Genomic DNA, 13957 nt, shown 5'->3' on the forward strand with positions numbered 1-13957 from the left:
TTATTTTACCCTTTCAGGCTGTGTTTGTTTTTTCGCCTTCTCATATGCTTCATGCCAATTTGGATATAATCTTTTTAATGATACAGGGCGGAAGTTTTCCCTTTTTACACACACATGCTTCGTATAGCCTGTTACAGCAAGATTGCCTTCTCCAGTATAAATTTCATAACCATATGTAACTCGGATCCCGTCATAGTTTTCAATCCATGTTTTTACATGCGCTTTATCACCATATTTCAATGGTTGCTTATATGACGCCTGTACATCAATAACCGGAGCGAGAATCCCATCCTTTTCCATTTCTGCATACGTAAATCCAAGGTCTTCAATTAATTTCGTTCGGCCAATTTCCATCCAAACGAGATAATTGGCATGATAAACGACACCCATCTGGTCCGTTTCCGCATATCTTACAGCAATCGTTGTTTCCGAAATTAACATTTCTTTTTCCACCTTATTCCTTTATGTATACATCCATCTTATCATTTCTCCGAATTTCTCAAAAGAAAAAAGCTTATAGACAAAGCTCCTTGAATTTACGCTTGAATTGGATAGACTTTTTATGAGGCTGTACATTTCACGGTAAGTTTGCGTTCACTAGCTAATATTTTAAATTTCTCGAACGATAAAATAAGAACCGGCAATGCCGGTTCTTATTTATTCATATTGATTTTGTTGTGCAGCTTCATCCTTTATTTCTTCTTTCATTCCTTCGATGCTTGCACGACGTCTTTCATTTTTTTCTTGGATTTGTTCATGCTGTTCAGCACTATCGGAAAACTGCATCGATTCTTCTGCTCTTTCAATGTTTTCAATCGTATTGTGTACCATTTCCTGCAATTTTTCTACGTTATCACTTCGGTTATCTGGCTTTGGTCTATGATTATCCATTGTCAAAAATCCTCCCGTCATGATTTTGATTTACACTTATTCACCTTTCGTTTGAATCACGATTGGCTCCCTACCCGTTTTATCAGCCATTTTCTTTCCGTTATTGCTTTTTGACGCGTATTCCTTTTCTCCAAGATGATCTGGAGTAAAGTTTTGTTGGCTTTTTTTCGGATTGCTCACAAGCCACTCCCCCTTCCTTCTCTCATTATTGCCTCATTCGACCGGATTATCCCGCATGAATAAGAAGTAAATTTCCCATTTAAAGGAAGGTGTGAAGTTTGTGGGACATTTAAGTGTATAGATTGCAGGTATAACGATTAAGCGTCGTTAGCGATAGCAATGAAATAATTATGCATTCCCTTTATGTTTTTCTTCCAGCTTTTCTTCTATCCGTTCCATTGCTTCAGCATCATTTAATAAAGCTTGCTTATTTTCTTGAATAAGCTCTGAAAATGATTTTCTTCCTGGTCTTCTCAACATTTTCACCCCTTACATGATGTCCTATTATTAAGTATTGGCTTAAAGCAGATCGATTAAACCGAATGTTCTAACTTTTTTACACAAAAAAAGAAAACACTTTGCATTTTGCAAAGTGTTCTCCTATTATTACTCAGCAAGCTTACCGCGTAATACCATCGGTAAAATACCACCATTACGGTAATAATCAATTTCGATATCAGAATCAAAGCGAACAAGCACTTCAAATTCCTTTTTATTGCCGTCTTCGTCCGTTGCTGTTACGTTCACAAGATCACGAGGTTTGATGTTCTCATCAATTTGAACATCAATCACTTCTTTTCCTGTTAAGCCAAGCACTTCTGCGTTCTCACCTTTTTTAAATTGAAGTGGAAGCACACCCATCAATGCAAGGTTAGAACGATGGATTCGCTCAAAGCTTTCAGCGATAACTGTTTTGATACCTAATAATGTCGTTCCTTTTGCTGCCCAGTCACGTGAAGATCCCATTCCGTAATCTTTACCAGCTAATACAACAAGACCTGTTCCGTCTTCTTTGTAGCGCATGCATGTATCATAAATTGAATCAACTTCTCCTGTTGGCCAGTAAGTGGAGAATCCACCTTCAGTTCCAGGAGCGATTTCGTTTCGAATACGAATGTTCGCAAATGTTCCACGCATCATGACTTCATGGTTGCCTCGGCGTGATCCGTAAGAGTTGAAATCACGTGGCTGAACTCCATTATCAAGCAAGTATTTGCCTGCTGGAGTATTTTTACCAATTGCACCTGCTGGTGAAATATGGTCCGTTGTAACAGAATCACCGAATTTACCAACAACACGTAAACCAGTTAATGGACTGATCGTGTCTAATTCCGTTGATAAGTTCTCGAAGAACGGTGGGTTCTGAATATATGTTGAATCATTATTCCAAGTATAAAGTGGCTCGTTGCTCGTTTTAATTTCATTCCAACGCTCGTTATCATCGAACACACGCTCATACTCTTTACGGAACAATTCAGGAGTAACCGTTTGTTTCACAACTTCAGCCACTTCCTCTGTTGTCGGCCAAATATCCTTCATGAATACATCATTGCCATCACGATCTTTTCCAAGTGGCTCATTGTTTAAGTCGACATCAACTGTTCCTGCTAATGCATAGGCTACTACAAGTGGTGGTGACGCTAAGTAGTTTCCTCTCACAAGCGGATGAATTCTGCCTTCAAAGTTACGGTTTCCAGATAATACGGATGTAACTAATAAGTCACTTTCTGAGATGGCCTTTTCGATTTCATCTTTAAGTGGTCCAGAGTTTCCGATACAAGTCGTACAGCCGTAGCCGACTAAATCAAAACCAAGCTTAGACAAATATGGCATTAAGCCCGCATCACGCAAATAACCTGTAACAACTTTTGAACCTGGTGCCAACGAAGTTTTTACATAATTAGGCACTTCCAGTCCTTTTTCGACCGCTTTTTTCGCAACTAAGCCCGCACCAAGCATAACATAAGGGTTAGATGTGTTCGTACAGCTTGTAATCGCAGCAATTGCAATCGCACCCGTTTTCATCGTTGCTTCGTCGCCGTTGTTGAACGTTACTTTTACTTCTTTCGTAATTTCCGCTGGCTCAAGACCAAAGCCTTGGTTGCCGATCGGAGCACGCAACGCTTCTTTAAATGCTTTTTGCATTTGTGAAAGTGGAATTAAATCTTGTGGACGTTTTGGTCCGGAAAGATTCGCTTCAATTTCAGATAAGTTAATTTCTACAATATCTTTATAAACTGGGTCTTCTTTATCTACCGTAAAGAACATATCATTTTCTTTTAAGTAAGCTTCAACAAGCTTGATTTGCTCTTCTTCACGGCCTGTAAGACGTAGATAGTTGATTGTTTCATGATCAACAGGGAAAAATCCGCATGTCGCTCCGTACTCAGGCGCCATGTTAGCAATCGTTGCGCGGTCAGCCAATGGCAAGTTCGCAACCCCTTCTCCGTAAAACTCTACGAATTTACCAACAACACCGTGTGAACGCAACACTTGCGTTACTTTTAATGCCAAGTCTGTCGCAGTTGCACCGTTTGGCAATTTTCCTGTTAATTTCACACCAACTACTTCAGGAATTGGGAAATAAGACGGCTGACCTAGCATGCCTGCTTCCGCTTCAATTCCACCAACACCCCAGCCAAGTACACCGACACCGTTGATCATTGTCGTATGTGAATCCGTTCCAACGAGTGTATCCGGATACGCCTCTAGATCACCCGTTGGTGTTTCAATCGCATGAACGACGTTTGCTAAATACTCAAGGTTTACTTGGTGAACAATCCCCGTAGCAGGCGGAACCGCACGGTAATTATCAAATGCTTTTTGCGCCCAGCTTAAAAATTCATAGCGCTCCGCGTTTCTTTCGAATTCAAAATCCATGTTAATTCTTAGTGCTTCTGGTGAACCATAAGTGTCAACTTGAACAGAATGGTCGATAACAAGATCAACAGGAATTTCCGGATTAATTTTTTCAGCATCTCCGCCAAGATCTGACATTGCTTTTCTTAATGAAGCAAGGTCAACAACAGCAGGAACACCTGTGAAGTCTTGTAAAATAACACGAGACGGCTTAAAAGGAACTTCACCATCTGTAACTTCATCTGTCGCCCATTTCGCAAGATCCTCAACATGCTCCTTCGTAATTACACGACCGTCCATTTGACGTAAAACAGACTCTAACAATACTTTAATTGAATATGGCAAATTGGAAACCTTTGCCACACCTGCTTCTTCTAGAGCTGCCAAGCGGTAATAATGATACCGTTTACCGTCGACATCAAAAGAAGAACGAGCGTTGTACACATCGTTTTTTGCTTGTGTCATGCTTTTCCCCTCTTTTCACAATACTTTTTCATTGTTTCATCTCATTTTGTTGATTAGACTCATTCATAACCTTCATTATTATTTTATAATAGTAAGTGATATAAGTAAATAATAAGAAAGTTATCGTTTTTGATAAGATTTCCTTATCAAGGGTTATGTAGTCTAACATCAATTACGCCTCGGCGTAATTGCGTCTAGATTTTTCCGAACTTGTGCCGTAGGATGCGGCAAACTTAGGTTGCCTTCCTTAGCCCCTCTAAAAATCTGTGACATTCACCTGAGGCTTAATTTGAATCAGCAAATCTTTTTGCTGATTCAAGTTAAAATCAACCGCTTTTAATCATACCAAAAAATTCTGATAAAGAAAATGATTTGCCTATATGATACAACTTTTCATTTATCTTTTTGATGCTCGGAATCCGGCTTCTTGCGCTTCTTCCTCGGTACAAAACCATTGTTCTGGGATAACTTGCTCATAATATTGGCCCGACGGCAAATGATAAATTTTTTCCTTCTTACTATTAATATTCCCTTTAATTTTGCACTTTTCGTCGACTTCGCTCACTTGCTTACTTACCTCTTGTTCACTGTCTTTAAACCCTTTATCATGGACGTAATTTTCAATTGACCAAATTCCGACCGCTTCCTGTCGTGCTTTATCTTGGGCTTCTTCGAAGTCGTCAACATACTTAATATCAGGCGGGAAAATAGCGACTCTCGCATATCCTGTTTCAACTAGCAAACGGTTGAAGTTGATCCCCTCGATCCAAACATATGCTAATACCCGACCGTAACGATCTCTTTCAGAAACGTCAAGCTCAAGTTCAATTTTTTTACCTACTAACATCTTTTTAGTGAATTCTGATGCTTCCTCACCAAAGGGCTGGACACCAAGCTGCGGATGCTTCGTTTCCGGAGTATCAATTAAAATCATTCGTACTTTTTCCTTTTCGCCGTTTTTCAATTGAACTTCTATCGTATCTCCATCAACCGCTCGTAAAACCGTAGCACTGATTCGTGAGGAATCATCATCGTTTGAACAAGCAAACAAGAATAAGATGACGGTGATGATTTGGACGATCAACACGCTTTTCTTCATTAAATACACCTTCTTTATTTCTTTTATCCTTCTTTAATCTACATGAAAAAAATGTTTATCCTTTCTAATATCCGGCAATAATAATAATGAGCAACAAAAGAAGCACTCACTAAAGGAGATGAAATACATGGGCTTTCTATTATACCTTATTGTAGGTGGCGTAATCGGCTGGATTGCAGGCTTGATTCTTGGTAAAGATATTCCAGGTGGTATTATTGGTAATATTATTGCTGGTATTATTGGGGCTTGGCTCGGCGGCGCCATTTTTGGCAATTGGGGTCCTGATATTGCTGGTATAGCTATCGTCCCTGCACTGATTGGTGCATTAATATTAGTGTTTGTTTTAAGTCTCATTTTAGGCTCTATGGCCCGCGGACGTCGACACAGTTAATAAAGAAAACGGAGGCAATTTGCTTCCGTTTTTTCTATTGAAAATGTAGCACGTAGTCCACTCAAAATATTACTGGATATTTTGGACATTCACAGTAAGTTCTTCCTTATACATATTTGCAAAGTAAAGAACATCCTCGACATACTTCTCACTATGATTGTACGCATAAACCGCGTCTCTTAGCTTCCCTTCTGCCGCACCATACTTCGATAGAAAATTGGCTGCACTAAAAATCGCATCTTCTATATCCCAGGGATCTGCTTTTCCATCTCCATTCGCATCAACCCCATAACCACCATATTTTTGAATGATCGCAGGATTCACTTTATCTTCCTCTGGAATATCTCCTAATCCGAGCCCACCACAAGAAGGGTGTGACCAACCAACAAACGTACAAGGCATAAATTGCATCGGTCCTTCTGCACCAGCTGGTGAAAGCATTGGATCCATCGTGGAAAAAATCGTTTCAACCCGATGATGAGCTGCAAGTAAATACGCCGGAACGCCAAATTCTCTTTCAGCTGCTTCATAAATTGGAATAAACTCTGATGGGACAAGCGTCTGCTTCACTTCTTGCTTTTCATTATTCGTATCGTAATAAATAGCAATTAATAAGAAAATGATTACGGGTATTAAAAATAAGACGACGCGTTTTCTCGCTGCTTGCTGCTGTTTTTTGCTGTTTTTGATCGCCTTCTTCATTTACATCACCTTTCGACACCATTCATGAATCCATTATGGAAAAGTTAGCGCCATTTCGCAAGTATAAGCAAATATGAAAAAAATCCGGCTATACAAAGCCGGATTTTTACTTATTGTAACACTTTTATTTTTACGGTTTTTACTCCAAATGCAACCGCTTCTTCATGTGATGGAATAAATAAGTCAATTTTATTTCCTTTTATGGCACCACCAGTATCTCCGGCAATCGCTGTTCCATATCCTTCAACATATACTTTGCTTCCTAAAGGAATGACTGTCGGATCGACTGCAATCACTTTTTGATTTGGATTTGTACGCAAATCTTGCCCTGTTGCCGTAATTCCTGAACATCCTTTACAATGAGCCGTATAGGCGGTAGCTGTTACCGTCATTTCTACTCCTTGTTCCTCAGATAGTTGGATAACCTCTTCTTTATTTAAATCTCCATTATTTTGAATGATCAGTGTATCCCCAGGGTGAATCAACGCAGATGTAAGTTGATTCCATTGTTTTAAATCATCTACTGTAACTTCATATTTAATAGCGATATCCCATAATGTATCTCCCTGAGAAACGATATGTTCTTTACTTGCATCCTTCGGTGTTACATTTAATTGCTCGTTCGGATGGATGATATCAGATGGTAGATCATTCCATTCTTGCATTTGTGCAACTGTTACCCCGTACTCTTGAGAAATGTTCCATAACGAATCCCCATTTTTAACTTCGTGGGTCGCTGCCGAAGCTCCACTTGCTGCCATTCCTACAATCGATACCGCCGTCACAAACGCCGTCATTTTTTTTCTCATCTTTTTCCTCCCTTTGTTAGTCAGATTGAAACTAACAGATCCAATCTTAACAAAGGGATATGTCAGGACAATAACAGAGAGATGTTCAATTATTTACAGTTATATTTCACTCATTACTCTAACAAAACTGACATTCAAGTGAAAACATGCTATGGTAATGATGAAAAGGAGTGAAGTGCCATCAGTATGACAATCATTGCTTCGATGTTGTCCGGCATTATGTTCGTCTTGTTCACAGCCGGAATCATTGCATTTATTATGTATAATAAAAATCAAAAAAAGAATGACCAAAAATAAAAGTATAGAAAAAGGAATAACTCCCTTAACAAAGGGAATTATTCCTTTTTTGTATAGCTAACTTCTCATTAAAACGTCCGCTTCCACTTCTTTCGAAAGACCGTATTCATCGCGATTGAAGCAATCATAATCACGATTAAACAAATTCCAATGAATGTATATCCAAGTTGGATGGCAAAATAAGAGAAAACCGCTAAGCTGATTGTAATAAACCAGCTAAAAAAAAGAGTTGCAATAAAAAACGTCTTTTCCAATCAATCCACCACCTTTAGCGATTAACTCGTAAATAAAAACCGCGTTTTACTTCCCGTTTGGCTTGCTATCACTTCTAATTGAGCATCAATTCTTTCCTTTAATTCTGGCACATGCGAAATGACGCCAACGAGTCGGCCGCTGCTTTGGATATCCATTAACGCTTCAATGGCATGATCCAATGACTCTGGATCCAACGTACCGAAGCCTTCATCAATAAACATCGTTTCCAACGACACCCCACCTGCATGCTGTTGAACAACATCGGCAAGACCGAGCGCCAATGCCAATGATGCTTTAAAGCTTTCACCGCCAGAAAGAGTTTTCACATGCCGTTCTTGGCCTGTATATTGATCAAAAATAAGCAATTCCAAACCGCTTTGCACATTTCCTTTGGAACGATCGGTTTTTCGTAAAAGTCGATAGCGACCGCTCGACATTTTTGTTAATCGCCCATTTGCCGCAACGAGAATACCATCTAAAAATGACGCAAGCACATAACGTTCGAAAGTAAGCTTAAACGCATTATCCCCCTTTGTCACATTTGATAATTCACCGATGAGGTTATATTGCTCTTCAAACGTTTTTAATTGACGATTGATTTGCGCAACGGCCTGCTCAATTTCTTCGTTTTGTCTTATTTGCATACTCATTCGCGCATGCTGATCAGATGATTGAGTAAGTTCAAGCTCTGTTTCTTTTAAAGTCTTTTCTAATTCAACGACATCCGGTTTCTCTTTCCCTTTCAACCTTTGCTCATAATCTGCTAGACGATCTAATGTCGAGCGATATTGTTCGTAATACCTTTGAATTGCTTCTTCGATTTGATTGATTTCAGCTTGATCTTTCTTCGCTTCTGCGTACATTTTATACGATTCGAACTCTTCTTCCTGTAACATGCGTACGAAAATGTCACGTTCGATTTTCAATGCCTTTTCGGCGTCGTCAATATGTGTTTGTAAGCTTTCAGTCGCTCCATTTAATTGAGCTAACTTTTTACTTACATCTGTAAATTGATTGCGTGCTTCATTTAATGAAGCATCTAAACTTTTTCGCGCTTGTTCGATTTGTAAGAGCTTTTGATCAAATGCTTCCTTCATTCGCAACGGTTCAGGAATCGTCTTACTTAAACGATTTAGTAATGCGGCAGCTTCTGCATGCTCAATCGCTAACTTTTTTTCAGCATTCATTGATTGCTCGACCAACTCGTTGATTTCTTTTATCGCCACTTCTAGCTGATTCATCTCCGTAACGAGGCGAGGAATTTGTTCGACCTTTGTCAACGCTTCGGTTCTATTTCTTTTAAGCTTCGCAAATTTTTGTTCATACTCTTGATGAAAGAAATCAATTTGCTCAAATGTAAATCCTGGAATGAGTTTCTTCAATTGTTCGATCTTTTTGTTTACTTGTCCTTGCATCATTTCCCATTCTGTTTTTACTTGGAAATATGAGCGTTCCATTTGTTGTAATTCTTTTTCACCTTCGTCGACTGCTCGCTTTGCCGCTTGCAAGTCTTCTTCACTTCGTTCTGATTGTGCTAACTGAGCCGGATTTGGATGATGTTCAGCACCGCATACTGGACAAGGTTCACCATTTTCAAGCTTACTCGCCAAATGAGCGGCCTGCCCTTGCAACCATTGGCTTTCGATCGTCGTTAACGTTGCTTTTGCATCTTCTACTTTGCTTCTTATATTTAGAAGCAACTGATCTTTTGCTCGAAGCTGCTCCTGCCCTTTTCGCGCCTTTTCATCGTCAGCTAAAATATCAGCCAATCCATCAATGATGGTCCCTGCTTCGGCTTCTTGCTTTTCATATTCCATGATCGCTATCCGTAACGGTTCAATCGGCGCAAGCTCCGCTTTTTTCTGTTCAAATTGCTCGTTTATTTGCAGAAGCCTCTGCCGTTCCCCTTCGATTTTCCGGCGCAGCGCTTGTAATCGCTTATTCTGCTTTTCTACGTCAGCTTGCCTTTCCGCAAATGAGTATACATCATCACGCATATGCAGCATATTCGTATGTTCTGTTTGTAACTCTTCACTTCTTTCTTGTTTTCCTTCTTCTAATTCAAGCAGATGTTTCTTTTTTTCTACCTCTTGCTCCACTTGTTCGATCTGTTTCATTTGAGCTTCTAACCTTGCTTTATAACCATCTATATCACGCTTCAACCGTTGGCAAAGTCCCTCTTGATGATGGAGCTTATTCGCTTTATAAGCCAACGCGACATCACGTTTTAACGATTGAAAATGATCCTTTTTTGCTTCCAGTTCATTTTTACTAACCATTAATTGGTCGCGCAAAGTCATTTGTTTTAATAGATCTTCGGCTGCATCCACTTTCCGTTTCGCTTCATCGCGTGCCTTTTGCTGCTGGGTGATGTTTTCAGAAATGGCAACTAACTCTTTATTCATTGTCACTTGAACTTCTTGGAGCAACGCTAAAACTGTCAGATCATTTAACGGTTGTTCCATTAATGCCACTTGTAAGCCCTCATGGCCGTTATGTGCCACTCCTTTTAAAATACGTGAGCGTTCCGCAATTCCAAACTCTACCTCTCTTTTTAACGAGTTCGCCCGATCCTTTAATTGATCTTCGACTTTTTTATATAATTCCGTGCGAAATAAGCGCTGAAGGATTACTTCTTTTTCTTTACTGTTAGAAGTTAGTAATTTTCTAAAATCACCTTGCGGAATCATTAATATTTGACGGAATTGATTCGCATCAAGCTGAATGATTTCATTAATTTTCTCATCAGTTTCCCTAATGTTTGAAGCAATTAGCTTCTGCTCGCCACGCTCATCGATCACATATAATTCCGCCGTTGCATTAACAAGTGTATAGCCATCTCCCCGCGCTTTTTTCTTTGCTTGCTGTGGCGTACGGCGAATAAAATACGTTTCATTTCTAAGCGAAAATTCCAGTGACACTTCTGTGATAAGATCATCTGGAGCAAACTGACTTCGCAAATCAGCACCGACTCGATCGTCCCCACTTGCCCGTCCATAAATCGCAAAGCTAATCCCGTCAAAAATCGTTGTCTTTCCAGATCCTGTTTTTCCGGAGATGACGAACATCTTACGATTGCCAAGTCGAGAAAAGTCAATCACTTCCTTGCGGGCATATGGTCCAAATGCTTGCATCGTTAATAAAATCGGCTTCATACTTTGACCACCTCTTTTTTGGCAAGTTCGATCATTTCAGTCATTAAATCACGCTTTTGCTCTGTGAATTCTCTCGTCGTCATCTCATGATAAAACTGAGAAAACAAGTCAAGCTCTGATTGGCGCTTGCTCTCTGTGAACTCCAATTGCTGCATATTCCGCAGATCAATTTGATCAATTTTTCTTTCTAAATGCAATACATTCGGATACACCTGTCTTAATTTACCGACCGGATCTAAAATCGCTCCTTCATCAAGCAACGTAATTTTAAAAAAGTCATCGGTCTTTTGCTGTCCATAAAAAGCCGGATCAAGCAACTCATCAATAAAGCCAGTGATTTCCCTCATATCTTGCTTAGGCCGTAAATATTTCTCTTCAATTTCATAACTGCCATTTTCATTCATCGTTACAATCGAGACGCTTTTTCGATGATTCACTTCGGAAAATGAATATTTCATTAACGAACCAGAATAGCGAATCGTTTCATGACGAATCGCATCAGGGCTATGAAGATGGCCTAATGCTGAATAAGCGAACGGAGCGAAGCAATCTGCCGATACACAGCCGGATCCACCAACGGAAAGTGTCCGTTCCGAATCACTTGTTTTACCACCAAGGACAAATGCATGACCAACGAACACATTCGGCTCGTCCGGCCGTAAGTTTTGTTCAATTTCACCTATGATTCGCCTCATCGCTGCATCATGTGACGTAATCGTTTGATCATCAAACCATTCACGAACGATGCCTGGCTCGACATATGGAACCGAATAAAAATTCACGCCGTGTAAACGTACCGGCTCAAAACAATTTTCAATACTTCCTTGAATATGTAAATGACGATGTTTATACCAAGAAGATCCAAATGAGAGACGCTGCGCACTATCGTGATTGCCAGCAATAGCAATTACTGGGGTTTCCAATTCAATATTCAATTTATAGAGAACTTCTTCTAATAATATGACCGCTTCAGTCGGTGGAACCGAGCGATCGTATAAATCGCCAGCGATAATGACCGCATCAGGCTTTTCTTCAGCAACGATCTCAATAAATTGATCCAAAATAAGCCGTTGATGCTTCGTCATATATATACCATGAACAAGCTTACCGAGATGCCAGTCAGCCGTATGAATAAACTTCATGAAAACCACTTCCTATTATTCTTTACCTATCATTATAGCAAATTGTTTCCTCGCAAAAAAAGAAACTAGGTATTTTCCAAGTAGTTTAGATGGCAGATAGATAATTCGGGCATTGCTTTGAAGGCTTGAGGGATTGCACGACTTTTATTGTGGCACCATTCTTCCCCTTGAATAATGCACATAAAAAAAACGCAGAGCAATCAGCGCCCTGCGTTTTCCATAATTACGAAACTTTCAAAGTGACGGTTTATCCCTTAGCTCCCATGCTAAAAATAGATACACCCAAATCGAGACGGAGGAAGTAAAAATGAAAATGAGCCTCACAATGAAAGAGGATATTCCGAACAAATTCGCTATTCCTCCACATATTCCTAATAACGCTTTATCCGTTGAGGACTTTGTTAGCTTTTGCAGCATCTTCATCTCTCCTTTACGTTTCATCTGTTTTTTAATCCGTTCTTATCCAAACGTGATCTATCTATTCTTATATACGAGACAAGTCGTTAAATGGTTTCCCTTGGAACATAATTACAAATTTTAAGACGAATCTTCCTACGAATTCGTCTTAAAAATACTTTTTAACTACTCATGATCGCTCATTTTATTTTTCCCATCCGCTCAGGTAAACCTTGGATTGTTTGAATGACAGCTTCGAGCTTCGTTTCGATCCGATACAAAAGATAAAACGTAACGAGTGCCGGAAATCCAACTTCGCTTAAGAACGGGAGAAATTGCTCCATGATCATTCAACTCCTCTCTAATTAAAATTGTCCCAAAAGCGACCCTTTCGCTAATGGGACAATTTCATTACTCGTTGATCTCAAAAACAGTTACATTTCTTTCCACGAGGCGCGCACTTTTGATTGCTTCATACATATACCCATCACTATCAATAAACACACCTGAAGCAATGATACTTTCCATCGACGTTTTGACCAGTTCTGGGTCAACCGGCTCCTGTGGATGATCGATTGAAATTGTCGCTGTTTTCCCCTGCTCACTTTCGAAAATCAGCTCTAATGTCTTCATGTTCTCACCTCGCTTTAACCGACTTTTTCCCTTACTTAATACTCATCAATGCTTGAAAGGTCGTTTCTTTCGATTGCCCATAGCGGCTGTGATGATAACGCGCCAATCGCTTGTGCCGCTTCGTATAATTCACTGGCATCGGCACTGCGACGCACATTTTGAAAAGTTTTGCTTTTAAATATCGGCTTGTTATCCTCATCCATGCCATGATCAAACACAAGTTTAAGTCGTGTTGCTTTTAAATAAGCTTCTGCCATGTCTTCCCCCCCTTTCACCTTCTATATAGGTGTTTCAAGGGGAATCGGACACCCAAAATTCAATTTCTTCATAAAATGATCGCAAGCAAGGAACTTGTCTCGCTTTCAATATCGGCTATAATATAGATAAACTGCCAATGTAATAGGAGTGGAAAAAATGCTGGATGGTTGGTTTTTAGTCTTTATATTATTTTGGGTCGTTATACTAATCTCTCTCATGGCGATTGGCGGATTCTTTATGTTTAGAAAGTTTTTAAAAAGACTCCCTAAACAAGATGGCAAATCAGATATGGATTGGGAAGAATATTACGTAGAGAAAACGAAAAAACTGTGGACTTCAGACGTAAAGGAATTGCTGGAAGAGCTTGTCAGCCCTGTTCCTGAGCTGTTCCGGGATGTAGCAAGACAGAAAATTGCCGGGAAAATCGGGGAAGTTGCCTTGAACGAGAAGGCAAAAAAAATTGATTTAGATATCGTCATTAAAGGATATATTTTAGCCACACCAAAACGCGATCATAAATTTCTTCGCAAAAAACTAGATGAATTAAAAATTGATCTTGCTCCTTATGAGCACTTATTTTAAAAAACAACTCTCAAATGATGAGA

17 protein-coding genes are annotated in these 13957 nt (G+C 39.6%); 2 read left to right on the forward strand and 15 right to left on the reverse strand.

Annotated elements, in window-relative coordinates; genetic code table 11:
• The 6 genes from KHA95_RS05015 to KHA95_RS05040 all read right to left on the reverse strand — a co-directional run bounded on the left by KHA95_RS05015 (position 1) and on the right by KHA95_RS05040 (position 5314).
• Complete coding sequence (locus tag KHA95_RS05015) at positions 1-441, reverse strand: acyl-CoA thioesterase (RefSeq protein ID WP_213136389.1); 441 nt, start codon at positions 439-441, stop codon at positions 1-3.
• Between the two features lie 216 nt (positions 442-657).
• Positions 658-891 carry a small acid-soluble spore protein Tlp gene (gene tlp / locus KHA95_RS05020; protein WP_213136390.1) on the reverse strand — a complete coding sequence of 78 codons (234 nt, stop codon included), beginning with the start codon at positions 889-891 and terminating at the stop codon, positions 658-660.
• 36 nt (positions 892-927) lie between these two features.
• Positions 928-1071 (reverse strand): acid-soluble spore protein N, encoded by a 144-nt coding sequence (locus KHA95_RS05025; RefSeq protein WP_213136391.1) that lies wholly within the window; start codon positions 1069-1071, stop codon positions 928-930.
• Positions 1072-1239: 168 nt separating this feature from the next.
• Complete coding sequence (locus KHA95_RS05030) at positions 1240-1368, reverse strand: FbpB family small basic protein (protein WP_213136392.1); 129 nt, start codon at positions 1366-1368, stop codon at positions 1240-1242.
• Between the two features lie 129 nt (positions 1369-1497).
• The gene (gene acnA, locus KHA95_RS05035; RefSeq protein WP_213136393.1) at positions 1498-4215 is read right to left on the reverse strand and encodes an aconitate hydratase AcnA; all 2718 of its coding nucleotides are present in this window, start codon (positions 4213-4215) and stop codon (positions 1498-1500) included.
• A gap of 397 nt (positions 4216-4612) precedes the next feature.
• Complete coding sequence (locus KHA95_RS05040) at positions 4613-5314, reverse strand: thermonuclease family protein (RefSeq protein ID WP_213136394.1); 702 nt, start codon at positions 5312-5314, stop codon at positions 4613-4615.
• Positions 5315-5441: 127 nt separating this feature from the next.
• Between KHA95_RS05040 and KHA95_RS05045 the strand changes: the two genes are divergently transcribed.
• Positions 5442-5705: a GlsB/YeaQ/YmgE family stress response membrane protein gene (locus KHA95_RS05045; RefSeq protein WP_213136395.1), complete on the forward strand. Its 264-nt coding sequence runs from the start codon at positions 5442-5444 to the stop codon at positions 5703-5705.
• 69 nt (positions 5706-5774) lie between these two features.
• Here the strand turns inward: KHA95_RS05045 and KHA95_RS05050 are convergent, their stop codons facing one another.
• The 9 genes from KHA95_RS05050 to KHA95_RS05090 all read right to left on the reverse strand — a co-directional run bounded on the left by KHA95_RS05050 (position 5775) and on the right by KHA95_RS05090 (position 13351).
• On the reverse strand, positions 5775-6407 hold the full coding sequence (locus tag KHA95_RS05050) for a lytic transglycosylase domain-containing protein (RefSeq protein ID WP_213136396.1): 633 nt from the start codon (positions 6405-6407) through the stop codon (positions 5775-5777).
• Positions 6408-6517: 110 nt separating this feature from the next.
• Positions 6518-7216 (reverse strand): 3D domain-containing protein, encoded by a 699-nt coding sequence (locus KHA95_RS05055; RefSeq protein WP_213136397.1) that lies wholly within the window; start codon positions 7214-7216, stop codon positions 6518-6520.
• Positions 7217-7581: 365 nt separating this feature from the next.
• Positions 7582-7767 (reverse strand): hypothetical protein, encoded by a 186-nt coding sequence (locus KHA95_RS05060; RefSeq protein ID WP_213136398.1) that lies wholly within the window; start codon positions 7765-7767, stop codon positions 7582-7584.
• Between the two features lie 21 nt (positions 7768-7788).
• On the reverse strand, positions 7789-10923 hold the full coding sequence (locus KHA95_RS05065) for an AAA family ATPase (RefSeq protein WP_213136399.1): 3135 nt from the start codon (positions 10921-10923) through the stop codon (positions 7789-7791).
• Positions 10920-12065 (reverse strand): exonuclease SbcCD subunit D, encoded by a 1146-nt coding sequence (locus KHA95_RS05070; protein WP_213136400.1) that lies wholly within the window; start codon positions 12063-12065, stop codon positions 10920-10922. The genes KHA95_RS05065 and KHA95_RS05070 overlap by 4 nt, the downstream gene beginning before the upstream one ends.
• A 234-nt stretch (positions 12066-12299) precedes the next feature.
• Entirely contained in the window at positions 12300-12506 is a 207-nt protein-coding gene (locus KHA95_RS05075; RefSeq protein ID WP_349305439.1) for a PspC domain-containing protein, read from the reverse strand.
• Positions 12507-12661: 155 nt separating this feature from the next.
• Positions 12662-12805 carry a YvrJ family protein gene (locus tag KHA95_RS05080; protein ID WP_213136402.1) on the reverse strand — a complete coding sequence of 48 codons (144 nt, stop codon included), beginning with the start codon at positions 12803-12805 and terminating at the stop codon, positions 12662-12664.
• A 67-nt stretch (positions 12806-12872) separates the two neighbouring features.
• Positions 12873-13094, reverse strand: a complete 222-nt coding sequence (locus KHA95_RS05085) for a DUF2922 domain-containing protein (RefSeq protein WP_213136403.1) — start codon at positions 13092-13094, stop codon at positions 12873-12875.
• Positions 13095-13129: 35 nt separating this feature from the next.
• A complete protein-coding gene (locus KHA95_RS05090) occupies positions 13130-13351 on the reverse strand; it encodes a DUF1659 domain-containing protein (protein WP_213136404.1) in 222 nt (73 codons plus the stop codon).
• A 157-nt stretch (positions 13352-13508) separates the two neighbouring features.
• On the opposite strand from KHA95_RS05090, the gene KHA95_RS05095 reads away from it, so the two are divergent.
• The gene (locus KHA95_RS05095) at positions 13509-13934 is read left to right on the forward strand and encodes a DUF2621 domain-containing protein (protein WP_213136405.1); all 426 of its coding nucleotides are present in this window, start codon (positions 13509-13511) and stop codon (positions 13932-13934) included.
• Positions 13935-13957: the final 23 nt, after the last annotated feature.

It is taken from the genome of Bacillus sp. FJAT-50079, from assembly GCF_018343515.1.
In the GTDB taxonomy this organism is placed as follows: Bacteria; Bacillota; Bacilli; order Bacillales; family Bacillaceae_C; genus Lederbergia.